The 26,160-nt window shown below is 65.2% G+C and carries 24 protein-coding genes; 13 read left to right on the top strand and 11 right to left on the bottom strand.

The genetic code is table 11. The features are described 5' to 3' along the window. Positions 1-4 precede the first annotated feature (4 nt). Positions 5-529, bottom strand: a complete 525-nt coding sequence (locus tag XI02_RS32245; RefSeq protein ID WP_172647402.1) for a lytic transglycosylase domain-containing protein — start codon at positions 527-529, stop codon at positions 5-7. Positions 530-905: 376 nt separating this feature from the next. Here XI02_RS32245 and XI02_RS32240 point away from each other — a divergent pair, with 376 nt between their 5' ends. Beyond that, positions 906-1,103 (top strand): hypothetical protein, encoded by a 198-nt coding sequence (locus tag XI02_RS32240; RefSeq protein WP_016840916.1) that lies wholly within the window; start codon positions 906-908, stop codon positions 1,101-1,103. Between the two features lie 29 nt (positions 1,104-1,132). Here XI02_RS32240 and XI02_RS32235 read toward each other — a convergent pair whose 3' ends face one another. Together XI02_RS32235 and XI02_RS32230 are read right to left on the bottom strand one after the other, a co-directional pair. Further along, positions 1,133-2,491, bottom strand: coding sequence for an ATP-binding protein (locus tag XI02_RS32235; protein WP_172647403.1), 1,359 nt, complete (start codon positions 2,489-2,491; stop codon positions 1,133-1,135). A 2-nt stretch (positions 2,492-2,493) separates the two neighbouring features. Next, positions 2,494-3,231, bottom strand: coding sequence for a response regulator (locus tag XI02_RS32230; protein ID WP_018273044.1), 738 nt, complete (start codon positions 3,229-3,231; stop codon positions 2,494-2,496). A gap of 288 nt (positions 3,232-3,519) precedes the next feature. On the opposite strand from XI02_RS32230, the gene XI02_RS32225 reads away from it, so the two are divergent. Then, a complete protein-coding gene (locus XI02_RS32225; RefSeq protein WP_018273043.1) occupies positions 3,520-3,897 on the top strand; it encodes a PRC-barrel domain-containing protein in 378 nt (125 codons plus the stop codon). On the opposite strand, the gene XI02_RS32220 is transcribed toward XI02_RS32225, so the two are convergent. After that, positions 3,879-4,274, bottom strand: a complete 396-nt coding sequence (locus XI02_RS32220) for a hypothetical protein (RefSeq protein ID WP_172647404.1) — start codon at positions 4,272-4,274, stop codon at positions 3,879-3,881. The genes XI02_RS32225 and XI02_RS32220 overlap by 19 nt on opposite strands. On the opposite strand from XI02_RS32220, the gene XI02_RS32215 reads away from it, so the two are divergent. Next, entirely contained in the window at positions 4,255-4,791 is a 537-nt protein-coding gene (locus XI02_RS32215; RefSeq protein ID WP_016841647.1) for a PRC-barrel domain-containing protein, read from the top strand. The genes XI02_RS32220 and XI02_RS32215 overlap by 20 nt on opposite strands. A 223-nt stretch (positions 4,792-5,014) precedes the next feature. Further along, the gene (locus XI02_RS32210) at positions 5,015-8,083 is read left to right on the top strand and encodes a glycoside hydrolase family 38 C-terminal domain-containing protein (RefSeq protein WP_172647405.1); all 3,069 of its coding nucleotides are present in this window, start codon (positions 5,015-5,017) and stop codon (positions 8,081-8,083) included. Between the two features lie 84 nt (positions 8,084-8,167). Here the strand turns inward: XI02_RS32210 and XI02_RS32205 are convergent, their stop codons facing one another. The 3 genes from XI02_RS32205 to XI02_RS32195 form a co-directional block, all read right to left on the bottom strand. Then, the gene (locus XI02_RS32205; protein ID WP_057015099.1) at positions 8,168-9,382 is read right to left on the bottom strand and encodes an ABC transporter substrate-binding protein; all 1,215 of its coding nucleotides are present in this window, start codon (positions 9,380-9,382) and stop codon (positions 8,168-8,170) included. Positions 9,383-9,585: 203 nt separating this feature from the next. Beyond that, positions 9,586-11,154, bottom strand: coding sequence for a DUF4403 family protein (locus XI02_RS32200; RefSeq protein ID WP_172649113.1), 1,569 nt, complete (start codon positions 11,152-11,154; stop codon positions 9,586-9,588). Positions 11,155-11,343: 189 nt separating this feature from the next. Further along, a complete protein-coding gene (locus XI02_RS32195) occupies positions 11,344-12,033 on the bottom strand; it encodes a L,D-transpeptidase (protein ID WP_069278024.1) in 690 nt (229 codons plus the stop codon). Positions 12,034-12,286: 253 nt separating this feature from the next. Here XI02_RS32195 and XI02_RS32190 point away from each other — a divergent pair, with 253 nt between their 5' ends. After that, positions 12,287-13,507 (top strand): acyltransferase, encoded by a 1,221-nt coding sequence (locus XI02_RS32190; protein WP_245163951.1) that lies wholly within the window; start codon positions 12,287-12,289, stop codon positions 13,505-13,507. 23 nt (positions 13,508-13,530) lie between these two features. Here XI02_RS32190 and XI02_RS32185 read toward each other — a convergent pair whose 3' ends face one another. Both XI02_RS32185 and XI02_RS32180 read right to left on the bottom strand, forming a co-directional pair. Beyond that, the gene (locus tag XI02_RS32185) at positions 13,531-14,313 is read right to left on the bottom strand and encodes a sulfite exporter TauE/SafE family protein (protein ID WP_026193148.1); all 783 of its coding nucleotides are present in this window, start codon (positions 14,311-14,313) and stop codon (positions 13,531-13,533) included. 115 nt (positions 14,314-14,428) lie between these two features. Further along, complete coding sequence (locus tag XI02_RS32180) at positions 14,429-15,811, bottom strand: TAXI family TRAP transporter solute-binding subunit (RefSeq protein ID WP_016841640.1); 1,383 nt, start codon at positions 15,809-15,811, stop codon at positions 14,429-14,431. 138 nt (positions 15,812-15,949) lie between these two features. On the opposite strand from XI02_RS32180, the gene XI02_RS32175 reads away from it, so the two are divergent. From XI02_RS32175 to XI02_RS32165, 3 genes are all read left to right on the top strand, one after another. After that, a complete protein-coding gene (locus XI02_RS32175) occupies positions 15,950-17,005 on the top strand; it encodes a glycosyltransferase family 1 protein (protein ID WP_172647406.1) in 1,056 nt (351 codons plus the stop codon). A 33-nt stretch (positions 17,006-17,038) separates the two neighbouring features. After that, a complete protein-coding gene (locus tag XI02_RS32170; protein WP_018273037.1) occupies positions 17,039-17,728 on the top strand; it encodes a class I SAM-dependent methyltransferase in 690 nt (229 codons plus the stop codon). A gap of 242 nt (positions 17,729-17,970) precedes the next feature. Next, positions 17,971-18,588: a hypothetical protein gene (locus tag XI02_RS32165; RefSeq protein ID WP_172647407.1), complete on the top strand. Its 618-nt coding sequence runs from the start codon at positions 17,971-17,973 to the stop codon at positions 18,586-18,588. A 291-nt stretch (positions 18,589-18,879) separates the two neighbouring features. Here the strand turns inward: XI02_RS32165 and XI02_RS32160 are convergent, their stop codons facing one another. Next, positions 18,880-20,544: an aminotransferase class III-fold pyridoxal phosphate-dependent enzyme gene (locus XI02_RS32160; RefSeq protein ID WP_172647408.1), complete on the bottom strand. Its 1,665-nt coding sequence runs from the start codon at positions 20,542-20,544 to the stop codon at positions 18,880-18,882. A gap of 34 nt (positions 20,545-20,578) precedes the next feature. Here XI02_RS32160 and asd point away from each other — a divergent pair, with 34 nt between their 5' ends. Beyond that, positions 20,579-21,445, top strand: coding sequence for an archaetidylserine decarboxylase (asd, locus tag XI02_RS32155; protein WP_172647409.1), 867 nt, complete (start codon positions 20,579-20,581; stop codon positions 21,443-21,445). 121 nt (positions 21,446-21,566) lie between these two features. Further along, entirely contained in the window at positions 21,567-22,367 is an 801-nt protein-coding gene (locus XI02_RS32150; protein ID WP_018273036.1) for an NUDIX hydrolase, read from the top strand. Here XI02_RS32150 and XI02_RS32145 read toward each other — a convergent pair whose 3' ends face one another. Beyond that, positions 22,368-24,107, bottom strand: coding sequence for a winged helix-turn-helix domain-containing protein (locus XI02_RS32145; protein ID WP_246783596.1), 1,740 nt, complete (start codon positions 24,105-24,107; stop codon positions 22,368-22,370). Positions 24,108-24,348: 241 nt separating this feature from the next. Between XI02_RS32145 and XI02_RS32140 the strand changes: the two genes are divergently transcribed. From XI02_RS32140 to XI02_RS32130, 3 genes are all read left to right on the top strand, one after another. Continuing rightward, positions 24,349-24,654, top strand: a complete 306-nt coding sequence (locus XI02_RS32140) for a nickel-binding protein (RefSeq protein ID WP_018273035.1) — start codon at positions 24,349-24,351, stop codon at positions 24,652-24,654. Between the two features lie 78 nt (positions 24,655-24,732). Further along, the gene (locus tag XI02_RS32135; protein WP_172647411.1) at positions 24,733-25,143 is read left to right on the top strand and encodes a hypothetical protein; all 411 of its coding nucleotides are present in this window, start codon (positions 24,733-24,735) and stop codon (positions 25,141-25,143) included. A 117-nt stretch (positions 25,144-25,260) separates the two neighbouring features. Beyond that, positions 25,261-26,088, top strand: a complete 828-nt coding sequence (locus XI02_RS32130) for a class I SAM-dependent methyltransferase (RefSeq protein ID WP_244981063.1) — start codon at positions 25,261-25,263, stop codon at positions 26,086-26,088. Positions 26,089-26,160: the final 72 nt, after the last annotated feature.

Below are 26,160 nucleotides of genomic sequence, written 5' to 3'. Positions count from 1 at the left end.
GGCGCTATTTTTCGGCCTGTTCCGGCTTCGGCTCGGCGGTATCGGCCGTCATTTGCTCCGACTTGGCGAGTTCCTTCGGCGGTGCACCCGCGCCGCCATGCTTCGCTTCCTTCAGGCGATCGCCGCGCTGGCGCTTTGCGACGTAGTAATACCCGCCCGCGAAATAACGCACGGCTCGATCGTGATTGCCATTGGCGGCGCGATAGGCGCCGGCGAGGTACTTGATGCCGTATTTGAGGTTGGTCTGCGGATCGCGCAGACCCTCGGCGGTACCGGTGTAGCCGAGGCCGCGTGCAGTGCCGAGCTTGATCTGCATCAGCCCGATGGTGCCGCCACGTCCGATCAGCTGCGGATGGTACTTGCTCTCACGCACGATGACGCGATGCACCAGCTCTTCCGGCACGAGGTTCGCCTGGGCCTCGGCCGCTACCATCGCCTCATATTGCGCGCGCGATTGCGCCTGCGCGCTCGCGCAGGACGCCAGCACCGCGATCGCGGCAAGGCAGCCAAGGGCTTGTACGGTCTTCATCTCGGTCGCTCGGGGCCTTCAGATGCGCGTCGGTTCTGCGGTCTCATTGGTACGGCGACCGGGCAGGAATGTGGCAAAACCTTCGCATCAGCGAACGTTATGCGTCCGTGATTGTCCGGATGCCGGTGGGCCGGCCGACGATTGCGCGAATGACGCTTCAAATTGTTCGCTTCAACCGTCTCAGCCAAAAATTGTCTTGGCCTGCAATTTCCTCGCAATTTTCCTGACTAATTTTGCCGCACGCTATCCACAGCAGTTTGTCGTGCAAACGAATCAATGAGGGTCTAGACTTCAACCCACGACAGAGCGTGCGAGCGTTCAATCAGCGGCTCTGTCCATTGCAAGCACGCAAGAAACAACATTCGGGAGATGCGCCATGGTCCGTCAGGACACCGGCTATTTGCCTCGCGAAAATCCCTGCGCGCAATGCGGCAAGCCGATCGCCCGCCCCGACTGGGTGGAGCACAGCGAAGGCCGTACGTCATTCCTGTGGAATTGCCGCGCCTGCAATTACCGCTTCGAGGCCATCGCGATCTACGAAGAAGCGGAGCTTATTACACCGCTCGCCGCCTGACGTCTCCTCATCGCATCAGCTTCGGCTGATCAGGCCGCGGATTTCTGCCGCGGCTGCAACTGTTGCTGCCGCGTCGGCAATTCGATCCGGACCACGAGCCCGTGCGGCTTGCGATCGTGCAGCGACAGCGTGCCGGCGTGCGCGAGCACGATGGCGTTGGCGATCGACAGACCAAGGCCGAAGCCTTCGGCCTCATCCATGTTGCGCGCCTGGTCGCCGCGCACGAACGGCTGCAGCACACTCGCCTTGTGCGCATCCGAAATGCCGGGCCCGTCATCCTCGATGTCGACGACGAGGCGGTCGGGCTTGACGTCGAGGCGGACGGCAACTTCGCCGCCGAACCGCACGGCATTGTCCACCAGATTGGTGATGCAGCGATGCAGGTCGGCCGGCCGCGCGGTCGCCATCGCGTGCTGTGGGCCCGCGTAGCTGACCTTGTGTCGCATGTCGGCGAACTGATCGGTGACGAGGTGCAGCGTGCTCGCGATGTCGACCAGCGTCATCTCCTCGAGCTTGCGGTCGTTGCGCAGGAACGACAGCACCGATTCCAGCATCGAGCGCATCTGGTCGAGGTCGCGCAGCATGCGGTGGCGATGGGTCTCGTCCTCGATGAATTCGGCGCGCAGCCGCATCCGCGTGATCGGCGTGCGCAGATCATGGCTGATCGCGGCCAGCATCTTGGTGCGATCGTCGATCAGCGCGGTGATGCGCTCGCGCATCCGGTTCAGCGCCCGGGCCAGCGAACGGATCTCCTCCGGACCGCGCTCGGGCAGTGGCGCGGCGGCCCCGTTCAGGCTGAAGGTCTCGGCGGCCTTGACGAAGGACGACAGCGGCGCGGTCAGCGCCCATGCCGCCCACAGGCCGAGCAGGGTGACGCTGATGACGGCGAACAGCACCGTCATCATCCACGGTCCGCCCCAGAACGGCCGCATGTGCTGATCCGGCGTCAGGTTGGCGGCGAACATGGCGCCATCGGGCAGGCGGATCGCGACGCGGCGAATTTCGCCGTCATGCGGCGTGCCGCCGGCCTCGCGCGGCAGCAGGAAGATGCGATAGCCGGCGCCGAGCCGGCGCAGCGCGTGCAGGCTCGGCGTGTCGGTTTCGGTGAGCGCGCCGGCATCGGCCGGCAGGTCGCCGATCGCAAGTTGCGGGAAGGCACGGGCGACGTCGGCCACGAGCCGCGGCCGCTCCGACGCCGGGGCATGCCCGAGCAGCTGCGCGGCTGCGGCGAGCTGGGTGTGCCAGCGATCCGAAGGCTCCAGCCGATCAGGGCGATGGATCAGGAAGGTGGCGGTGATGATCAAATGCAGCGCGACGATTGAAACGACGACCAGCGCCGCCATCTGGGCGCCGATTCCCCGCAGACTCAGCACGCGCAGCAGCTTCATGGTCAGTTGTTCGTGGCGGCAACCGCCTCCACCCTCGGCGTGAACACATAGCCGCCGGAACGCACCGTCTTGATCATGGTGGCTTCCTGCGGATCGGGCTCGATCTTGCGGCGGATGCGGCTGACCAGCACGTCGATCGAACGTTCGAACGAGCCGGCGCTGCGGCCCTGGGTCAGGTCGAGCAGGCTGTCGCGCGACAGCACGCGGCCGGGCCGCTCGCAGAAGGTGCGCAGCAGGTCGAACTCGGCGCTGGTCATGGCGACGCGCGCGCCTTCGGGGTTGCGCAGCTCGCGCAGGCGGATGTCGATACGCCAGCCGAGGAAGGTCAGCGTGGTCGCGCCCTCGATCGCGCTGGCGTTGCGCGCGGCGGCCTGCCGGCGCAGCACCGCGTTGATCCGCGCCAGCAGCTCGCGCGGGTTGAACGGCTTTGCCAGGTAATCGTCGGCGCCCATCTCGAGGCCGAGGATGCGGTCGACGTCCTCGCCGCGCGCGGTCAGCATGATGATCGGCGTCTGCGATTCCGCCCGCACCTTGCGGCACAGGCTGAGGCCGTCCTCGCCGGGCAGCATGACGTCGAGCACCAGGAGATCCACTCGGTGGTCGGTCATCGCCTTGGCCATCTCGCGGCCGTCGGAGGCGGTCGTGACATGACAGGAATTGGTACGGAGATATTTTGCGATAAGGGACCGCGTCTCGCGGTCGTCCTCGACGACAAGGATATTGGGCGCAGCCTGGGTCATACCGATCTTTTGTCCGTGATTCGGGGAAAGCGGCTCAGGAATTTTGTTTCAGTATGTGTCTGAAATCTTGCCCGGCTATCCCGGTTAACAGGTCGGCGGCAGGGAGAAAAGTTATCGTTCTGTCATCAATCCTGATGCCCTGAAATGCAGGCAGAACCATCCCGGGACAGTGCACCGGTCCCTGGTCGCCATCGCAGCCGGAGGAAGGGCAGGGCGGCTGTCATATCCAGGGGCGGAACCCGTCCCCCTTGCGACGCGTTATTTCCCTTTCAAGTCAGGGAGGGTGAGATGGCTGTCGAGGTCGAGACCAGGCCGCATCAGCTCATCGCAAGCGACCGGGTCGAGGGGACGGCGGTGCGCCGGGCCAATGGCGACATGATCGGCCATATCGAGCGGCTGATGATCGACAAGATCTCGGGCAAGGTATCGTACGCGGTGTTGAGCTTCGGCGGCTTCCTGGGCATCGGAACCAATTTGATCCCGCTACCTTGGGGCCGGCTGCACTACAACCCGACGTTCGAGGCCTATGAGCTCGACATCGAGGACGAGGAGCTGAAGCGCGCGCCGTCGTTCCGTGCCGACAAGGATTTCGATTGGGGCGATCGCTCGCAGGAAGTCGAGCTGCATCGCTTCTACGGCGTGCCGCCCTATTGGGGCGGCTTCTGATCGCGCGGCAACATGCGCGAATGACGGCGCACGTCGATCGATGATGCGGTCGCTGGGACGAGCACGCGGCGTGTGCAGCGCGGTTCGCCGGGACGACTTAGTGAGCCAAACATCGTCACATCATGGACTGCGCGTCCGGCGCAGTCGTGAGGCTCAACCGCAAGCTTAGTTGAGAGATCACGATCGCTTCCGTCAAGCGGCGCAGCGTTCCATGCGCTGAAAAGCCCCGCTCCAGTCGGCCGCATCGCCTTATCGTGTTCCTCGGCATCCAAGCGGCTTTTGATCGCAGGTCCGTTAGGAACGGTTGCGAAGATGACGGGTTTTCCCAGCATCGATTTTGCGAGAGGAGAGCCATCAATGTTGGTCAAATCCATCATCGCCGGCCTCGCCGGCACCGCGCTGCTTGCAACCGTCGCCGTTGCGCAGACGCCAACCGACAAGGGCGACAAGATGTCTCCTGCGGCCACGTCGCCGGCTCCAGCGGCATCGACGTCAGCGACGTCGCCGACCGAGTTCAAGGGCAACTGGCGTGCGTCGAAGGTCGCCGGACTCAGCGTCTATAACGACAAGAACGAGAGCGTCGGGTCGATCAACGATCTGCTGATGGACAAGAGCGGTACGATCAAGGCGGTCGTGATCGGTGTCGGCGGCTTCCTTGGCGTCGGCGAGCATCTGGTCGCCGTGCCGCTCGACAAGGTGAAGTTCGTCAGCGAGCCGATCGCCTATACCGGCGCGTCCAACGGTACCGGCGGCACCGCCAAGACGAACACCACCACGGGCGCAGCCCCGGCGGCGGCGGCGAAGCCGAATCCCTGGTATCCGGATCACGCCGTGTTCAACGCGTCCAAGGATGAGCTGAAGGCGATGCCTGAGTTCAAGTACTCGACCGACTAAGGCATATCGCGACCTGCAGGAAAAAAGCGCGTCCGGCTGCTGCCGGGCGCGCTTCTTGCTGGCCGATGGATAAAATCCGGGAAGAGTGTAAGGATCAGGTCGGGCAATCCAGTTCGGACAGCGCGTCTCCAGGCATTGGAGAGGTGAGGTCCGCGAAGCGACCCGTTGCAATCATCATCAACCGATTGAGCTTACGCAATCATTCTTCAAATGGCTGAACCTGATGAATGACAAGGACCGCGAGAGCGGCGATCCCGCGGTAGCCCGGATTCGCGGCCGCTACCCGCAATACACGCGGCGCCGGTTGCAAGGCTTTGCGGAGCGGCTGCAACAGAAGATTCATGCCGACCGCGTGCCGGTCACCTCGCTCGCGCTTGCCGGTCCCACCGAGCGAATCAGCCTCGAGGACGCGCTCACGCTCGATTATCGGCCGGCCCCATTGGGCGAGACGCTGGGACCGCTATGGGCGACCTATTGGGTGCACGTCGTGGCCGAGGTGCCGCAGGCCTGGGCCGGCTCGCGCGTGGATCTGTATTGGGACAGCCGCTCGGAAGCGTTGCTGTGGCTCAACGGACGTTCCTCGCAGGGTCTCAATCCCGGCCGCCACACCGCGCCGCTCGTTCAGTCGGCGAGCGGCGGGGAGACGATCAGCTTCCATGTGGAGGTGGCCTGCAACGGCCTGTTCGGTGCGTTCTGGAGCGATCCGCAGGCCTACGCGCTGGTCGCCTGCGAGCTGCGCCGCTTCGATCCCGAGGCCTCGGCATTCTATTTCGACTACGAAGTGCTGCGCCAGCTCGAGGCTGACCGCGATCCCACGACAAAGTCGAGGTCATACGGAGCTGTCGGAGAGACGGCGCAGCCGGCGCTGGATCGGACCTGGGCGGGGCGCCTGCTGCACGATCTCAACCGCATCTGCAACATCACCGACCCCGACGATCGCGCGACATGGCCGGCGGCGCGGGCGATCCTCGACGGCCTGCTCGCGGCACGAAATGGCAGCATCACCCACGAGATGTCGGCGATCGGCCACGCCCATCTCGACACGGCATGGCTGTGGCCGCTGGCGGAAACCCGGCGCAAGGCGCAACGCAGTTTCTCCACGGCGGTTGCGCTGATGGAGCGCTATCCCGATTTCAAGTTCGCCTGCTCGCAGGCCTATCAGTATGCCGTCATCGAACAGAATGACCCTGACCTGTTCGCCCGAATTCGCGCCAAGGCCGCCGCCGGCCAATGGATTCCGGTCGGCGGCAGCTGGATCGAGCCGGACTGCAATCTGCCGTGGGGCGAGTCGATCTGCCGTCAGTTCCTCTATGGGCAGCGCTATTTCGAGCGAACGTTCGGTGCGCGCTCCAGCGTGTTCTGGAATCCAGACGTGTTCGGCTACGACGCCCAGCTGCCGCAGCTGATGCAGCAGGCGGGGATGTCGCGCTTCCTGACCCAGAAGCTGTCGTGGAACAAGTTCACCTCACCGCCGCATCACAGCTTCCATTGGCGCGGACTGGACGGCAGCGCGGTGCTGGCGCATTTCCCGCCGGCGGACACCTACAACGGATCGGCGCAGGTCGCGGAGCTCCGCTATCACGCCGCCAATTACAAGGACGCCGACCGTTCGTCCGACGCACTCTATCTGTTCGGCTATGGCGACGGCGGCGGCGGTGCCGACGAGACGATGCTCGAGACGTTGCAGCGCGCAAGGGACTTGCAGGGGCTGCCGCGGATCCAGATTCGCTCCGTCGACGAGTTCTTCGACCGCCTGGCGATATCGACGCCGGATCTGGCGACGATCGAAGGCGAGCTCTATCTCGAATATCATCGTGGCACCTACACCACGCAGGCCGAGACCAAGCGCCTCAACCGCGCTTGCGAGGCCGGCCTTCAGGCGCTCGAATTCGTGACCACTGTCGCGGCTGCCTGCCGGCAACCGGCACCATCCGCACAGGAGATCGAAGCGCTGTGGCGCACGCTGCTGGTCAACCAGTTCCACGACATCATTCCCGGCAGCAGCGTCCGCGAGGTCTATGAACGTGCGGAGGTCGAACTCGCCGGCGTGGCGGAGGAGGCCGGGCGTCGCACGCAAGCCGTGCTGGCGACACTGTGCGATCCCGAAGACGGCACTTGGACACCCGTCAACACGCTGGGCTGCGCGCGCGCCGGGGTCGCGTCCGACCCCGACGGCGAGCTTCGTCACATCGTCGCCGCGCCGTTTGCGGCGGGCGAAACGACGACGACCGACGATCGCGTTGTGGTCGCCGCCGATGCGGACGGCTTCGTGCTGTCGAACGCGCGGCTCGAAGCGCGCATTGATCGCAGCGGGCTTGTTCGGTCGCTGCTGCATGTTGCGACCGGCCGCGAGACCTTCGCATCACCGGCAGCCCGGCTGCTGCTGCTCGATGACCGGCCGCTCGATTTCGAGGCATGGGATATCGATCCGTTCGCGCTGGAGACCGTGCGCGAGGTGGCAGGGGAGGTGAGCTGCGCCGTGCTGTCGGATGGCGGACTGCGCGGCGAGGTCCGTTTCGAGCGCGGGCTCGGACGCGCGAGCCGGCTCGCGCAGGCGATCCGCCTCGATGCCGGCGCCGATCATCTCGAATTCGAAACCACGGTCGATTGGCAGGAGCGCAAGACGGCGCTGAAGGTCATGTTCCCCGTCGCGTGCCGTGCATCCAACGCAACCTATGAAACCATGTTCGGCGCAACCGAGCGGCCGACGCATGCCAACACGGATGCCGATGCGGCCAAGTACGAGGTGCCCGGCCATCGCTGGGCCGATCTCGCCGAGCCGGATTTCGGCGTGTCGCTGTTCAGCGACTGCCGTCACGGCTATTCGGCGTTCGGCAACCAGCTCGCGCTGACGCTGCTGCGCGGCTCCGAATTGCCTGATCCGCAGGCCGATATCAGGCGGCACCGGATGCGCTATGCGATCTATCCTCATCGCGGCGACTGGCGCAGCGCGGACACGGTCGGGCGCGCCCTGCGGTTCGAGCGTCCGGTGCTGTGGACGAAAGGAAAACCGCGCGCGCCGTTGCGACACTCGCTTTTGGCCGCGTCCCCGGCCAACGTGATCGTCGATACGATCAAGCCCGCCGAGGATGGCGACGGCTGGGTGGTGCGGCTCTACGAGAGCGCAGGCATTCGCGCCGCCGCGACGCTCGATTTCGGCGTCGACATCGCGTCGGTGTGGATGAGCAACACCCTGGAAGACCGCATCGAGGCCCTGCCGACCGAGGGTCGGCGGTACCGCTTGGCGCTGCGTCCATTCCAGATCGCAACGCTGCGGGTCTTCCAGGCGTAATGCTTGCAGTGAACTTTCGCCCCGCCCGGCTTGCGCGGAGAAGCCGGATCGCATCGCCAGATGCGATCCGGTGTGGACTAGCCGTCAGTTCGACTTCACAAGCGGACAGCCGCCCTTGTCGAGCGGGCGGAACGCCTCGTCGCCGGGCACGGTGGCGATCAGCTTGTAGAGGTCCCACTCGCCCTTGGATTCCTCGGGCTTCTTGACCTCGAACAGATACATGTCGTGCACCATGCGGCCGTCGATCCGGATATGGCCGTTCTTGGCGAAGAAGTCGTTGACCGGCGTGGCGCGCATCTGGGCCATCACCTTCGGCGCCTCGTCGGTGCCGATGGCCTCGATCGCCTTCAGGTAATGCATGGTCGCCGAGTAGAGGCCGGCCTGGATCATGGTCGGCATGTGGCCGACCTTCTCGTTGAAGCGCTTCGAGAAGGCGCGGGTCTCGTCGTTCATGTCCCAGTAGAAGGCGTCGGTGACGATCAGGCCCTGGGTCGCCTTGATGCCGAGCGAATGGGTGTCGGTGATCTCCTGGAGCAGCGCGATCATCTTCTGGCCGCCCTGGGTCAGGCCGAATTCGGAAGCCTGCTTCAGCGCGTTGGTGGTGTCGCCGCCGGCGTTCGCCAGCGCCACGACCTTGGCCTTGGAGGCCTGCGCCTGCAGCAGGAAGGACGAGAAGTCCGACGAGTTGAGCGGATGACGCACGTCGCCCAGCACCTTGCCGCCGCTTTCCTTGACCACATTGGCGGCATCGCGTTCCAGCGCCATGCCGAAGGCGTAGTCGGCGGTGACGAAGAACCAGGTGTCCTCGCCGCGCTTGACCATCGCCTTGCCGGCGACGTTCGACAGCGCATAGGTGTCGTAGGTCCAGTGCACCGTGTTGGGCGAGCAGGCGGTGCCAGTGATATCGGAGGAGCCGCCGCCGGAATTGATGTGGATTCTGTTCTTCTCGCGCGTCAGCGCCGAGATCGGCAATGCGACCGACGAGGTCGGCACGTCGAGGATCGCGTCGACCTTGTCGTTGTCGTACCAGTTGCGTGCGATGTTGACGCCGACGTCGGGCTTGTTCTGGTGATCCGCTGCGATCACCTGCACCGGCTTGCCTTTCACCTTGCCGCCGTAATCGGCGACCGCCATCTCGACGGCGGCGACCGAGCCCTTGCCGGTGGCGTCCGCATAGAGGCTCGACATGTCGGTGAGCACGCCGATCTTGACGACGTCGTCGGAGATCTGGGCGTTCGCCGCGGTCGCTGAAACCGCGAGCGCGAGGCCGGCCGCCGCTGCGGCCAAGAGTGTTTTCATCGTGTTTTTCTCCCTGACTTTTTCATTGAGGGTTGCTTCCACCGGGGCGTTCTAGCCGCTGCGACAAGCTGTCGCAAAGGCGACTTTTTGAGCATGCGCCGGAACCCGGCTTGATCGCCGGCGCGCTTTTACCTCGCCCCGCTCGCGCAGAGGGGTCGGATTACGAGGCAATCCGGGTGAGGGTACAGGTCCTGCTGCGCCGGTCAGAGCGCCGGTAACGCGGTGACGGCGGCCTTGATGGTGCCGTCGGTTTCCACGATCACCCGCAACGTCTTGGAATCGAAGTCGATCCCGGCCAGCCGGATGCTGTTGACTTCGGCGTCGACGCGGATGCCTTCTTCGTTCTTCTGCAGGTCGGCGATGGCGGCGGCGACCTTGCGCTGTGCGTTGGTCGCGAATGGCTTCAGGTCGACCACCAGCCGGTCGTTGAGGGTCTGCTGCATGTGCGGGATCGCGGCGCGCGCGGCGGCGCCGAGCAGGCCGAACGCGGCCTCGGATTCCACCGCCAGCTCGACGTCGGTCAGCCGCAGCGTTTGCGACGGCTGGTCGAGCCGCGGCCGGCCCCAGATGTGCACGGTCGCCTCGGCGCCCAGGCCGAACCAGCTGGCCTTCTCCTTGGCGTGCACCAGGAGCGAGATCAGAAGCCGGTCGCCGGAGGCGGCGATGCTCGCGCTCTTGACGGTCACGTCGACCGGACCAGAGCCGTCCTCGGGGAAGGTCTTGCCCTTGAGCTGCGCCTCGACCAGCTGGCTCAGCGTGGTGAAGGACAGGTCGACCGGCAGGCCGATCGCGACCTGGCTCGCCATCGGCGGCACGATCGAGAGTTTTTCCGGGAATGGGCAGTTCGGGGTGGTCTGCGCCTCCGTGATCCGCGTCTCGGCCTCGATCCCCATCGTCAGGATCAACGAGGACGCATCGACCTTCGGCTGCGCGGCGATCGCGCGGGTCGGTCGCAGCTCGAGCCACATCGGCGGCATCGAGGTGGTGCCGCCGGTGCCTTGCAGCGGGATCGAGCGGCAGGCCTTGGCCCATTGCGTGCGGGCGTTGTTCTGGAACACCGGGTCGTTGTGCAATCGGGCCTCGACCACAGAAATCTGGTCGGCGACCGCCTTGTCGATGACAGGCTTGACCTGCGCCGGCACGCTGATGCGGACGCCGGCCGTCGACAGGCTGGTGTCGCCGAGATTGACCTGTGCCTGCAGGTTCGGCTCGATCCGCCAGGATGCGCCGAGCTTCGGCCGCGCGGTGAGGGTGACGTTGCCCTTGATCTCGGCGTTGGCGTTGATGTTCTTGATGTTCACGGCGCCGATCTGCTTGGCGACATTGCCGCCGAGCAGGCTGCCGAGCGCGTCGTTGACCGCGCCGGTTGCCTTGGCGGACAACGCGCCGGTGACCTTGAGCGTGCCGTTGATCGGGGTGGTCAGCGTCAGCACGTCCTGCGCGCCGGTGGCCGCGATCGGCCCGCGCGATGCGGTCCAGCCGATGTCGGCATTTTGCAGGATTTGCTGGACCGGGTTGTCGGCCTTGCCGCCGAATGTCTTGGGCGCGCCGCGTTCGGCGGCATCGCGGATCGCCGACAGCGCGACCGAGACCTGCGCCACGACCGTCGAGGAACGCGGCGCCTGCGGCAGCGGCGGCAGCTCTGCGAGCTTCGGCTTCTGCACGGTGACGCTCGGCGCGAGCCAGTCCATTGCCTTGAGGCTGATCACGAACGAGACCAGTACCACCGCGGTCCCGAGCGCTATCGTCCTTGGATGCATCGGTAGACGCATCATTCCCCCGGATGAAAATCAACTTGACGGCTTGTACAGGCCCCCCGACGAGGGCGCCAGTGTGGCGGGATCAAGCTGCTTCAGGGGCGGAAGGCGTTAAGGTTGATGAACGCGGCAACGGCCCCGGCACGAAGTGCCGGAGCCGTCGTCGAGGACGCCTTTACGAAGGACGCCTTGGAGGGGAGGGGCTTAGCGGACGGCCGAGCCGAGATCGGCGCGGCGGTCGGTCATCGGCAGCACGATCACCTTGGTGCCGACGCTGACCCGCGAATAGAGGTCGGAGACATCTGCATTGGTCAGGCGCAGGCAACCGGAGGACACGCGGGTGCCGATCGTCTCCGGCGCGTTGGTGCCGTGGATGCGGTAGATGGTGCCGCCGAGATACATGGCGCGGGCGCCGAGCGGATTGCCGGGGCCGCCGGCCATGTGGCGCGGCAGATAGGGCTGGCGGGCGATCATTTCCGGCGGGGGCGTCCAATCCGGCCACTCCGCCTTCTTGGTGATGGTCTGGGTACCCGACCAGGTGAAGCCGTCGCGGCCGATGCCGATGCCGTAGCGCATGGCCTGGCCGTTGCCGAGCACGAGATAGAGATAGGTGTGCGGGGTGTCGATGATGATGGTGCCGGGCGCCTCGCGCGTCGGATAGGCGACGACCTGGCGGCGCAGGCGGGCGGGCAATTCGACCGAACGGTCTTCCTCCTGCGCCTGCGGCATCGACTGCACCGGGGGCTGCACGGCCTCGGTCGGCGGCGTCAGGATGAAGGGGAAGATCGGCAGCGGAGCGGCCGCGGCGGTATTTGCGAATGCGACGGTGCCAATCGCCAGCGCACCGAAGGCGGCGGCAGCGAGACGCGAGTTCAGCTTGATGGAATTGAACATTGTCGACCCCTGTTGTTTGCGCCCTGCGCGCCAGTTCCGGCGCGTCGTTGGGTCAAAGCAGTACAGGTGAGGCGTTTCAGTACGTTTGCACGAAATCGCCAAAATGGTTTCGTGCCGTTAGGGAATTGTTTCGTGCGTGTTTCATCGCACGGTTAAGGCCGGGTTGCCGGGAAGGGGGTGTACCGCCGCAAGACAGTCTTCCTGGCACGGCGCTTGCTGTCCCAGCGCATTGTTTCGGAATGGAGTGGAAATGATGCTGGGGCACACGATCGGCAGCATGCTGGATCGGCAGAAGGGCTTCGGCCCGGGGTTCGATTTTCTCCGTATCGCACTGGCGATTTCCGTCGTCGCCGCCCACGCGCCCTATGTCGCGAGCGGCAGTGGCGGCGGCGAGCAGGCGTGGATCGCCTGGTTTCCGCATTACGCCATTCTCGTGATGTTCTTCGCGCTGAGCGGCTTTCTGATCGCGGCGAGCGGGCTGCGGCTCTCGCTGAAGGAATTTCTCACCAATCGCGGCATGCGGATCATTCCGGCGCTCGCGGTCGAGATCGTGCTGTCGGCGCTGATCCTCGGGCCGATCTTCACCGCGCTGCCGCTGCACGACTACTTCACCAGTTTCGGCACCTACAAATATTTCACCAACATCATCGGCCTCGTGAACTACGTCCTGCCCGGCGTGTTCAGCGGCAATCCCGCGCCGGAGGTCAACAGCTCGCTGTGGACGGTGCCGTTCGAATATGGCTGCTACGCGCTGATGACGGTGTTCATCCTGTTCGGCCTGTTGCGCAAGCCGCCGCTCATCGTGCTCGGTGCGCTCGTGCTGGTCGGCATCGGCCTTGCGCTCGCACTCACCGGGCATAGCGCGCAATCGTCGCAACTGCCCGCCGGCGTCGCCGGCACGCTGCACGACAGGATCTTCAGCACGGCGCCGTTCCTCGGACGCGGCGCGAAGCTGCCGGTCGCGTTCATGCTCGGCATCGCGATCTATCTCTATCGTGACCGCATTCCCTACAACGGATGGCTTCTCGCCGCGTGCTGCGCGCTCTGCGCGGGCGCCGCGCTGCTCGGTCCGGCGGACTGGATGAGCCAGCCGGTGCTCAATCTCCTGATCGCCCCGGCGCTGGTCTACATTACCGCATATCTCGGCGTCTCGAAGCTGCCGCGGCTGCCGCTGGTCTCGCGCGGCGACTATTCCTACGGCATCTATCTCTACGGATTTCCGGTGCAGCAGGTGGTGCGGGTATGGCTGCCGCACGCGCCCGTGATCGTTCAGTTCGCGATCGCACTGCTGCTGATCACGCTGTTCGCCGCGTTCTCCTGGCACTGGATCGAGAAGCCGATCCTGAAACTGCGCAGCCGCTTCTCGTTCGTGGCGCGCCAGCGCCTTGCGCCGGACGACGCGGCCGCGACGCGCCAGGACATTGCGCCGCTTGCCGTTGCCGCGAACGCCGTCCGCAGCAGGCAGTCCTCCTGACGAGGAGCCAGCACTCTCGCGGTTCAGGAGCTGAGATATCCGGCCAATCCGTCCCACAGCAGCTTGGCGGCGGTGATGACCAGAATGGCGTAGCAGGCGCGGTACAGCGCGCGCTGGTCGAGACGTTCGTGCAGCCGCCATCCGGCCCAGACGCCGACCGGCACCGCCGGCACGCAAAGCGCCATCAGCATCCACAGGCTGTGTGACGGTGTGGCGAGCACGAGCCACGGGCCTGCCTTCAAGAGGTTGCCGACCGTGAAGAACAGGCTGGTGGTGCCGGCGTAAAGCGCCTTCGGCATGCCGAGCGGCAGCAGATAGATCGCAAGCGGCGGCCCGCCCGAATGCGCCACCATCGTGGTGACGCCGGAGGACAAGCCGGCGAACGTCGCCTTGAACGCGGAGCGCGGACGCGGCTTGATCTCGCCGCCGCCGAGAAACCACAGCGCGGCGAACACCAGCGTCACCACGCCCATCACGATCTCGACGGCATGCCGGTCGAGATCGCGCAGCACGAAGTAGCCGAGGCCGATGCCGACGACGAGCGCCGGCAGCAGCATCGCGAGGTCGATGCGCGACCATGTGCTCGGGCGCCAGAACCGCAGCGCGGTGACGTCCATGACGATGAACAACGGCGCCAGCAGCGCGCCCGCCGCGATCGGGTCCATCGCCAGCGACAGCAGCGGGATGCCGACGATGGCAAAGCCGCCGCCGAACGCGCCCTTCATGAAGGCGATCAGGAAGACGCCGGCCAGCGCGACCGCGAGCACAAACGGCGCGGGCAGGTCAGCGACGATGGACGTGATCATGGTGTCGTGCGAGGCGTTGTGGTGGTACTCAACATGGCCACGCGCGCCTGTACGCGCAATCGAAACATTGCTCTCGGTGCACATTGCTCTCGGTGCAATTCGGCGTGCACGCGGCCTAGCCGGCGCGCATCCGCGGCAGGCCCGGCTTGTCGCCATTGATCACGGCGCGGCGATCGGAGACGGCGTGATGGAATTGCTCGAGCGTCAGCCCGATCGCCGAGAGATCGCCGTCCTCGATCGCGCCGTCGTCGTAGCAATCGAGCGCCTCGCGCAACAGCCCGTCCGCATCTGCCTGCATCGCTGCGAGTTCTTCCGGCGTCTCGGCGCCGCGCACCCGCGAGATCAGTGTCAGCAGATTGTCGCGATGGGTGACGTAGTGCTCGCGCTCGTCGCGCTTCATGTAGTGGCGCAGCCAGGCGGCCGCCGAGCCGAGGCCGGAAAGCAGCAGGATGCCGCCCCAGATGTAATCGGAGTATTTTTCGAGGAAGGTGCGCTCGGTACCGTCGATATAGGCGGCCGCCCCTTGATGCGCCGGCAGCGCGGCGTCCTTGTCGGTGTCGGGCTTTTCGATCTTGGCCGCCGCCGGCAGATCGCGCGCGACCTGGAGGCGCAGCGTGAACAGCTGCCGGTCGAGCGCGCCGACAGTCGCCTCGCTCAGCGCATGTTGCGCGATGATGAGGTGATTGACGCTGACGGTCTCGACCTTGTCCTCGGGCCGCGCCGGCGACGAGGAGAAGATGCTGCCGGCGATCTCCTCGGACTCATAGCGCGGATGTTTCTGTGCCATCGCTTCCGAGACGTCGACCGGGAGGAAGACCGGCTCGCCGCGCGCCGCCGCCGTCGCCGTAATCGCTTCCGCCGTCACCTTGCTGTCGAGCGGGCCGACGGTCATGTAGGCATCGAGCGAGGGATCGCGCGCGAGGTCGGCGATCTTGTTGACGGCGAACTGGCTGACCGCGACCTTGTCGGGGTTGACGCCGGACTCGGTCAGGATCACGCGCAGCAGCGTGACGTTGGCCTGCGTGCTGCCGACCACGCCGACCTTGTGGCCGGCGAGGTCATCGATGCTCTTGATCTTCGCGGACCGCCGCTTGCCCTTGGCGCCCGAGGGCGCCCACAGCACGACGACATTCTTGCGCAGGATCGCAACCGACTCGGCGCTCGCGGGCAGATCGAGGTCGCCGCGCACCACCGCGAGGTCGACCTTGTTTGCCGTGAACAGCGCGATGCTCTCGGCGGACCCCTGCGTCGTGACCGGCTTCAGCCGCACCGAGCTGCCGTCGTGCGTAAAGGCCTGGGCGAAGCCCTGGATCAGCTTGACGTCCTCGCTGCCGGTCGGGCCGACCGCGATCGCGAGCGTCACCGGACGCAGCGCGTAATACAGCGCGCCGGCGGCGAGACCGAACACAAGCATGCCGGCCGCAAGGATCAGCAGCGACGAATTTCGTCGCCTGAGCCTGCGGCGCTTGGCGCCGGGATTTTCACTCTGCTCTGACATCTGGCTGTCACGTTACACGAAAAACCGGCCGTTTGCCGTGAAAAACAACCTAACATTTCGATGACGTCATACGTTTGAAACATCCATGTCAGAACGTCGTGCGAGCAGAATCAAGATTAACGATTTGGATCTCCTGCAATGCGCATACTCGTTGCGACCGATGCCTGGCATCCGCAAGTCAACGGCGTGGTCCGGACGCTGACGTCGCTTGCGCGCAGCGCAGCCGGGCTCGGCGCCGAGATCGAATTCCTCACTCCCGACGGTTTCCGTTCGGTCGGCGTGCCGACCTATCCGGGCCTGCGCGTGGCGCTGCCGAACCGCCGCGAGATCGCGCGCCGGATCGAGGAGGCTGCGCCTGAGGCGATCCACATCGCGACCGAAGGGCCGATCGGCTGGGCGGTGCGCGGCTATTGCCGGCGCAACAAGCTGGCCTTCACCACATCCTATACAACGCGCTTCCCGGAATATGTTTCTGTTCGTACCGGCATTCCCGACAGTGTCGGCTATGCGGTGCTGCGCCACTTCCACGCCGCCGGCTCGATGACGATGGTCGCGACCGACTCGCTGCGGTCAGAGCTCGCCGAGCGCGGCTTCCGCAGGCTCGGCTTCTGGACCCGCGGCGTCGACACCAGGATCTTCAATCCGGACCAGCCGGCGCTGCTCGATCTGCCGCGGCCGATCTTCATGACCATGGGCCGCGTCGCGGTGGAGAAGAACCTCGACGCCTTCCTGTCGCTGGACCTGCCGGGCTCCAAGGTCGTGGTCGGCGACGGCCCGCAAAGGGCGGCATTGGAACAGAAATATCCAGACGCGATTTTTCTCGGCGAGAAGAAGGGGCAGGATTTGACCTCGCACCTTGCCGCCGCCGACGTCTTCGTGTTCCCGAGCCTGACCGACACCTTCGGTGTCGTGCAGCTCGAGGCGCTGGCCTGCGGCACGCCGGTCGCGGCATTCCCGGTCACCGGCCCGAAGGATGTCATCGCCAACCATCCGATCGGCGCGATCGACAACGACCTGCGCAACGCCTGCCTGCGCGCGCTGACGATGTCGCGCACGGACTGCCGCAATTTTGCGTTGGAGCGTTCCTGGGAAAACAGTGCGCGTCAGTTCATCGGCAATCTGGCCACGCTGCAGCCGAGCCGCGCGCCGCGGCACGCCCGCCGCGTTGCCGGCCGCAGTGCGGTTCCGAATTAACAGCTCAATCGAACGAGAGACGAGAGACGATCTATGGCTGAAATCATCAAGCTGGGTGCCGACCGTTCCATGGATTTCGACCGCGAGACGGTCGAGCAGGCCTATGACCGCTGGGCGCCGATCTACGACCTCGTGTTCGGCGGTGTGTTCAGCAAGGGCCGGCAGGCCGCGATCCAGGCCACCAACAAGATCGGTGGCCGGGTGCTCGAGGTCGGCGTCGGCACCGGCATCTCGCTGCCGCTCTACAGCCAGAACGTCCGCATCTTTGGCACCGATATCTCGGAAGCGATGCTGGAGAAAGCCAAGAAGCGGGTTGCGGAGCAGGGCCTGAAGAATGTCGAGGGCCTCGCGGTGATGGACGCCGAGAAGCTCGAGTTCTCCGACAATTCGTTCGACGTGGTGATGGCGCAGTATGTGCTGTCGGCGGTGCCGAACCCGGAAGCCGCGCTCGACGAGTTCGCCCGCGTGGTGCGTCCGGGCGGCGAACTGATCATCCTGACCCGCGTCAGCGCCGACGCCGGCGTCCGCCGCTTCATCGAGCAGAAGCTGCAGCCGGTGGTGCGCCCGCTCGGGTTCCGGACCGCCGAATTCGCCTGGTCGCGCTACACCAAATGGCTCGCGGGCGCGCGCGGCATGGAGCTCGCGGAGCGCCGCCTGATTCCGCCGCTCGGCCATTTCTCGCTGGTCCGCTTCCGCAAGGCGGATGTCGCCAAAGCCGCCTGAGGCGGCCCGGCCAGGCGGCCCAGCCCGCCGCTCCTCCCGGCTGAGGTAGCGCACAGCGCATCCCGAACCGGGAGGCTACGATCTCCTTCGCCTTATCCCCGCAGACTTCGTCGGGATGAGGCAAAACCCTGCTCCGGTTGCGTCAAGGCGTCGCTCCGCATTGTCATATGTCATTATGATGATGTCACACGCGATACATCGAATCCCTGTAAATCCTGTCCCGAAAGATGTTGGGGGAACCAATGATCAAGAATTTCCTGCAAGAGCTGCGTACCCAGCGCTGGGATGACCATCGCTTCTATCATCACAGCCGGATCAACCAGAGCCTGCACTTCGTCAGCGCGCTGAGCTTCCTGTTCGCCTATGTGATGCTGTTCTTCGATCCGGTCGTATCGGCACTGGTCGGCTGGCTGGTCTCGATGACCTCGCGCCAGGCCGGTCATTTCTTCTTCGAGCCGAAGGGTTACGACCACGTCAACCAGGCGACCCACGAGCACAAGGAAGACATCAAGGTCGGCTACAATCTGCAGCGCAAGGTCGTGCTGATGGCGATCTGGGCGCTGTCGCCGATGGTGCTGTACTTCGATCCGACCCTGTTCGGCCTGTTCAAGCCCTGGGTCACGATAGGCGACTTCACCCGCCAGGTGGCCAAGATCTGGCTCGTGGTCGGCGTCGGCGGCCTCCTGTTCCGCACCATCCATTTGTTCTTCATCCGCGACGTCGAGACCGGCCTCGTCTGGATGACCAAGATCATCACCGACCCCTTCAACGACCTGAAGCTCTATCACAAGGCGCCGCTGTTCCTGATGAAGGGCGAACTGATCGATCCGGGTCTCGAGAAGCACGTCAAGCACGCCTGATCGTTGCTCCCAGCGTCTTCAAACTGCGTCATGCCCGGGCTTGTCCCGGGCATCTACGTTCTTAGGGTTCCCGTGAAGATTTTACGCCGCGCTGCTGGCCACAACCGGACTACGCTCCCTCTCCCGCTTGCGGGGGAGGGCTGGGGTGAGGGTGTTGCCGCGAGTCGGAACCTTTGCGTGGAGAGAGCCCCCACCCAGATCGCATCTTGCGATGCGATCTGGCCTCCCCCGCAAGCGGGAGAGGCGAAGAGGCAAGAGCGGGGCGAGGGGGCGGAGGAACAGCGCGTTGGCTCAGCGGCCGAACCTCACGGCGACCATCTCTTTCAGGATCTGGCGCTTGATGTTCTTGTTGGTGAGGCCCGGCTTGTGCCACCACCAGCCGTCGCGCTTCATCTTCTCGGCCGCCGCGACGAAGCGGTCGCTGACCTCGGCGAAGTCGGCGTCGGTGTAGTTGAGGGTGAAGATCAGGCGGCCGGTGCCGACCCAGCTCAGCGCCAGTCCCTCGGCCCGCAGATAGTATTGCAGCATCCAGTTGTAGCGGGACGGCTCGGTGTAATAGACGGTCCAGATCGACGAGATGTTGCCGACGCGAACCGGAAGGCCCGCGGCTTTGAGCCGCTCGTTGAGCGCCCTGGCGCGGCCGTTCCAGGTCTCGTCCAGCCCGTTGTAAATCGAGCGGAAGTTCGGGCTGGCGAGCCGGCTCAGGAACTCGTCCATCGCCGTCATCACATAGGGATGCGAGTTGAAGGTGCCGCGGGCAAAGCAGATGTCGGCCGGACGGTCGTCGCGGAAGCGGCGCATCAGGTCCTTGCGACCGCACACCACGCCGACCGGAAGCCCGCCGGCCAGGCTCTTGCCGTAGGTCGCCATGTCGGCCTTGACGCCGAAATATTCCTGGGCGCCGCCGGCGGCGAGGCGGAAGCCGACGAACACCTCGTCGAAGATCAGGACGATGCCGCGCTCGGTGCAGACTTCGCGCAGCTTCTTCAGCCATTCGGTGTAGGCGGCGCGGTCGTATTTGGAGGAACGCGAGGAGTCGACCAGCGCGGAATCGCCGGGCGCGTTGGAATTCGGATGCAGCGCCTGCAGCGGGTTGACCAGCACACAGGCGATGTCATTGCGCGTCCGCAGCACGTGCAGCGTCCTCTCCGACATGTCGGCGAGCGTGAAGGTCTCGTGCGGCGACACCGGGTTGCCGACGCCGGGTTGCACGTCGCCCCACCAGCCGTGATAGGCGCCGGCGAAGCGCACGAGGCGCTTGCGCTTGGTGTGGTAGCGCGCGAGCCGCACCGCCTGCATCACGGCCTCGGTGCCGGACATGTGGAACGAGACCTCGTCGAGGCCGGACAGCTCGCAGAGCCGTTTGACGTTGTCGGCAATGACCGGGTGATAGGGCCCGAGCACGGGGCCAAGCGCGTGGGCGCGCTTCTCACCCTCGGCGACGCACTCCTTGTAGAAGTCGTTGCCGAAGATGTTGACACCGTAGGAGCCGGTCAGGTCGTAGAACACATTGCCGTCGACGTCGGTGACAGTGACGCCGCTGGAAGCCTCGACGAACGCCGAGGTGCCGAGATGCTCGCGCACGAGGCGGCTGTACTGGAACGGCACGCGGTAGGTTTCGGTGAACTGCAGGTCGGAGATGCGCTCCGTCACCTCGGCGGTCAACGCGCGGCCCTTGGGGTAGCGATCCCCGTAGAGGCCGGCGAGGCGGAAGAAGCCGTCCTGGCGCTGCATCGCGATGTCCTTCGGCGCACCGTCGGAGCGGAAGAAGTCGTCGATGTCGAATTCGTAGTGCGGGACCATCCGCGCGACCATCTTGGACATCTTGGAATGTCCGGTCAGCGAGCGGTGCTTGGCGCGCGACAGCGCGATGCGGGCCTGAATTTTGGGGAAAGCTGCGGCGGCGCCGGCAAGCGCGGCGGCGGACAGCGAGAGAATCGGAAGGGATGTTTCCATGACAGAAGCGCTAGCCTCAGCACCTAACAGATTCATGACAGTCAAGGGCCTGATCTCGGCGTTCACCCAGCAGGAGGACCTCAATTTCCTGCTAACCAACCGGATTCCGCGGGCCGCGCTGACCCGCTTCATGGGCTGGTTCTCCAAGGTCGAGAACCCCCTGGTGCGCGTCGCCTCGATCGCCTGCTGGAAGCTGTTCTCCGACCTCGATCTGTCGGAGGCCAAGAAGACGGAGTTCAGGAGCCTGCACGATTGCTTCACCCGCGAGCTCAAGCCCGGCCTGCGTCCGGCGGCAGCCGATCCCGCCATCATCGCGAGCCCGTCGGATGCGATCATCGGCGCGCATGGGCGGATCGAGGACGGGCAATTGTTCCAGGTCAAGGGCGCGCCCTATTCGCTGCTCGATCTGGTCGGCGATCCCGCGCTGCTGGAGCAGCACCGGAACGGCCGCTTCGTCACGCTGCGGCTGACCTCGAGCATGTATCACCGTTTCCACGCGCCCTATGATCTTGCCATCGACAAGGTGACGTTCATTCATGGCGATGTCTGGAACGTCAATCCGATCGCGCTGAAGCGGATCGAGCGGCTGTTCTGCAAGAACGAGCGCGCGGTGCTGCGCGCCAAGCTTCCAACCGGCGAAGCACTGACGCTGGTTCCGGTCGCCGCCATCCTGGTGGCGAGCCTCCGCCTGCATTTCCTCGATATCACGCTGAACGCGCAGTCGCGGGGCCCGGTGGATTTCTCCTGTGACGCGCATATGAAGAAGGGCGATGAGCTCGGCTGGTTCGAGCACGGCTCGACCATTATCGTGCTGGCGCCCGGCAATTTCGAATTCTGCGACAATGTCGCGGAGGGAACGCGGATCAAATGCGGCGAACCGTTGCTGCGAAAGCCTTTATAGCCTTGTTTCCATCGCGCTCATCGTTTGAGCATGAAAACCGGCTTCCACTTTTCGAGATCATGCTTAGAATGGTCGGGATCGTCGTGCGACGATCCTAAATCGCAAACCTGATGGACACGAGATGGCGCGGACGCCTGTTCTGGCGGCGGGAGGCATTGTGCTGCGGCGGGAGACACCGCCGCGCTTTGCCGTCGTGCGCCTGCGCAAGCGCAATGAGTGGGTGTTGCCGAAGGGCAAGCTCGACGACGGCGAGACGCCGCGCGCCGCCGCCGAGCGTGAGGTGCTCGAGGAAACCGGCCACGACGTCGACGTGCACGAATTCCTCGGCACGCTGGTCTATGATTCAGGCGGCCGTTCCAAGGTGGTGCACTACTGGCGCATGGATGCCGGCGGCAAGCCGGTGCGGGCGCTGATGAACGACATCCGCGAAGTGGACTGGCTGCCGCTCGACGCGGCGCTCGAGCGTCTGTCGCGCGGCTATGAGCGCGCGTTTCTGGAGAATGTCGGACCGATCGCGTTGCAGGCCGCGGCGCTCGCCGAGCGCGAGCGGCGCGCGCGGGCAAGGGCCGTGGCCGCAGAGCGCCGGCGGAGTCGCGAAGCCGCAGTGCCACAGGTCATCGACGAGCAGGAGGTTGCCGACGCGCCGGATGTTGCCGATGCGGCCGCCCCGGCAGAGGCGCCGGCCATCGATCAGCCGCCGCTGGCGCAAGGCGAACCCGATCCGCCGGCCATGGCGCCGCACGACGTTCCGGTGGCCGCACCCGATGCAGCTGCCGAGACCGAGCGGGGCGCCGAGACGGTGATCCCTGAACAAGCGCCGCCATTGATGCACGAGGTCGCGCCGGCCGGCGCGGCACCTCAGCCCGCGCCGCGCAAGAATCTGATCGAACGCGTGCGCGACTGGCTGCGTCGCGCGGCGTGATCATCCGCACATCTGACGTCGCGCCGTTGGCTGCCAGGCGTCGATGTCGCGCTGCAAGGCAAGACACTCGGCAAGCCGCTTGGGTGAACCCAGGTCGCGCGCCAGAAGCTGTGCCGCATGAACTTCGGCAATGGCGCCGCGAACGTCGCCATGCTGCAGCTGGAGGCTGGAGATCTGAAGCCTCAGCCGCACGATCTGAACCCGCCCTTCGATGCTGGACCACAGCTGGCGAGCGAGATGGAGATGCCGCATGGCTGTTTCATGATCCTGCCGGGAAATCGCGAGGATCGCCTGCGCTTCGTTGGTCAGCGCACGGATCGAGGGCATCGGCCAGCGATCCGGACTTCCCGAAAGTTCGCAGATCAATGCCTTCGCTCGAGCGGTCCGATGCGTGTGTGCGGCAACCAGCGCCAGATGCGCGAGCAGGATTCCGCGCCGCTGCAGCGTCCACCAGGTCTTGCCGATCAGGCTCCGCTCGAGGCTGGCATAGGCGGCTTCCGCTTCGCCTCTTGCGAGCAGCAGCATGGCGCGGCCCGGTTCCGGGCACCAGCCCAGCGTGTAAGCCCTGTCATAGGCTTCGAGCGCTGCGTCGTCATTGCCGATCGCCGCCTGAATATCGCCCAGCACCCGGTTGGCATCGCCCAGCGACCAGGGCGCATCGCTGGTCAGGCGCGCGAGCGCATCCTGAATGCGCGCCAGCGCTTCGTCGAGCGAGCCCCTGATGCCGAGCACCTCGGAGCGGTGCAACTGGCATGAGCCCGTCAGCTCCATGCCGCTGCCCGAGCAGAAATTCTGGTAGCTCCGCGTCCACTGGTCGGCGCGTGCCCAATCTCCGAACATCCGGGCCGCCCAGAGGATGTTGCAATAGAGGTTGCCGCCCATGATCGGGTCCAGATTATTGCTGGACAGGGCAACTGCGGCGGCATGGTCCTGATCGGACAGTCCTCCGTGTGTGTCGCCGAGGCACAGCCGATAGAAGCCGCGATAGGCCAGGCTCAGCGCTTCGATATTGATCGCATCCTTGTATCTGACGGCGGTGTAGGCAGCGTCGGCCAACCCGAGTGCCTGTTCCGGCTCGCCATCGAAAGCAGCCAGTTTCGACTTCATCCACAACACCAGGGCCGTCGTCGGGGGATCGTCGAGCGTTGAAGCCCAATCCTCCGCCCGCGCGAGCCAGCCCTTTCCGATCGCGGCCTGGCCGCTTTCGAAATGCAAGGCCGAGAGTGCTATCGCGTCGACCGTGGCGCCTGCCGCGTCACCGGCCTGGCTGCGTGCCGCGACTGCGCGAACCAGAATCGGAATCGCTGCCGTGGCCCTGCCGAGGCACTGCAGGGCAAGCGCCCAATCGTGGAAATCTTCAGCGTTGAGCTGGCCGCTTTCGTCCGCGCTCGCGAACAGGGTCGCTGCCTGCAACCACAATTGTCCGGCCGCTGCGCGTCGGGCGAGACCGATTGCACCGATTGCACCGACGGTGCCATCGACTTGCTTGGGGTCAATGCGTTCCGGCTGCCTGATCTCGGACTCGAGGAAAAAGCGATAGCCTTTGCCCGGCAGATTTCGGATCGCGCCGTCCATGCCGCCGTTGCGGAGCGCGGCGCGCAACGCACTCACCGCCCGCTGCAGCGAGTTGTCGGTGACCGTCACATCCGGCCAGACGGCTTCGAGGAGTTCTTCCTTGGAGATGACCCGCTCGCGGTGTCGAACCAGATAGATCAGCAGATCGAACACACGCGGCTGCAATGGGACCTCTTGGCGCGCGCACAGCAGCACGCGTCCAGCTTCATCAAGCTCGAACAGTCCAAATGAGAATGCCATGTGTATGAGTTCGGGCTCGGCGGAAAAGGTTCAGGCAAAGATCAGACAAAGATCAGGCAATGATCAGTCCGCGGTAAGGACAGTCGGCATCGACGGCGTCTATAGCTCATCATGGCTCGCCATGAGCGCAGCCTGCCGTTCAACGGTCGCAACCGAGGAGATTTCGATGGAACTCTATGTCATTCGCCGTCCGAGCGCCTGGGCGAACATGGGCGAGCTGGAACTCGCCGGCGCAACATCCGCCAGGATCGGCGACGAGCAGATGCCGGACCGCGTCCGCTGGATCCGCAGCTATGTGGTGCATGAGGCGGACGGTCGCATCGGCACATTCTGCATATACGAGGCGCGTGACGGTGACTCGATCCGGGAGCATGCGCGCTGCGTCGGCATGCCGGGCGAGGAATTCTACAAGGTCGCGGCAACCGTGGTGGTGCGTGGTGATCCGGTCCAACCGCCCATTGCAGCCGAATGACGCCTGCGCGGCGTCGCATGGCGTATCCCGGCCAAAGCTGATCCGGGGCGCCATCACACTTCGATCAAGGAAACGATTATGTCGATTTCATTCATGGAATCCATTTCAAGTCCGGTACGAAGGCATTTTTCCTTCCTGCTTTTGCGTATCCGCCGGATCGTCAATCAATTGGTCGCAGGCATGCTCGCACATCGCGAGCGGCAGGCCAGTCGCCTGATGCCGCGCGAGGCCGGCGGCCGTCAGTCGAAGGGCGCCGGTAACCGCTGCTCGCGGCCGGTCGGCCGAAGCGCACTGCTCGGGCTGGTGATCGCGGGTTTGTCCTCACCCGTGTTCACCAGAGCGGAGGAGCCTGTCGCTCGGGAGCATCGTGCAGCTCCGGCGCAGCAGGAGGCCTCGACTCAGCGTGGCAGCCACGGCTGCAGGCATCGCTCGGACTGGAGCATAGTTGCCGCATCGACCATCCCGGTCCTGCTCGACCGCCGCACGTAGCGCGCAGCACATTTGAAGTCATTGCACTGCTCGACGCCGTTTTGGCGCAACTCGCGGACTTTCGGCGAAGCCGGTGGCCTCGCCACGAGCCGCATCACATTTTCAAAGGAGATGCACATGAACGTTCAGACCGAAATGCCGACTGTCGATCTCGCCGCCGTCAAGGCGCGCCAGCAAGCCACCTGGAGTTCGGGCGACTACGCGATCGTCGGCACCACGCTCCAGATCGTCGGCGAGATGCTCTGCGAGGCAGTCGACCTGCGCAGCAATCAAATGGTGCTCGACGTCGCCGCCGGCAACGGCAATGCGACGCTGGCCGCGGCGCGGCGCTTTGCCGACGTGGTCTCGACCGACTACGTCGCAGCGTTGCTCGAGCGCGGCCGCGAGCGGGCGGCCGCGGAGCGTCTGCCCGTCACGTTCCAGGAAGCGGACGCGGAGAAGTTGCCGTTTGCCGACGCCAGCTTTGATGTCGTGCTGTCGACCTTCGGTGTCATGTTCACCGCCGATCAGCAGCAAGCGGCGAATGAACTGCGCCGCGTCTGCCGCATCGGTGGCAAGATCGGCCTTGCGAGCTGGACGCCGGAAGGGTTCATCGGCCAGGTGTTCAAGACCATCGGCAAATATGTACCGCCGGCGCCGGGCGTGAAGTCTCCCGCGTTGTGGGGCACCGAGGCGCATCTCGGCGCCTTGTTCGGCCCGCAGGCGAGGCTTGATGCCAAGCGCAGGCACTTCCATTTCCGTTACAGGTCGCGCGAGCATTTCCTCGAGATCTTTCGCACCTATTACGGTCCGGTGCTGAAGGCGTTCGGGGCGATCGATCCGGTCAAGCAGCAATTGCTCGCCGCCGACATGTTCAGCCTGATGGACCAGTTCAATATCGCCAGGGACGGCACGCTGGTGATCCCGGGTGAGTATCTGGAGGCTGTGATCACCAGGCGGGGCTGATCTGCCGCCCGCCTTCGGTCGATCTGCGCGTGGCGCCGGCGTTCTCGCCGGCGCCATTCGCACGTTTGATCG

Source organism: Bradyrhizobium sp. CCBAU 21365 (assembly GCF_015291305.1).
GTDB lineage: Bacteria > Pseudomonadota > Alphaproteobacteria > Rhizobiales > Xanthobacteraceae > Bradyrhizobium > Bradyrhizobium elkanii.
Note: the sequence above shows the minus strand (reverse complement) of the source record. Positions and strands in the feature narration are given on the sequence as shown.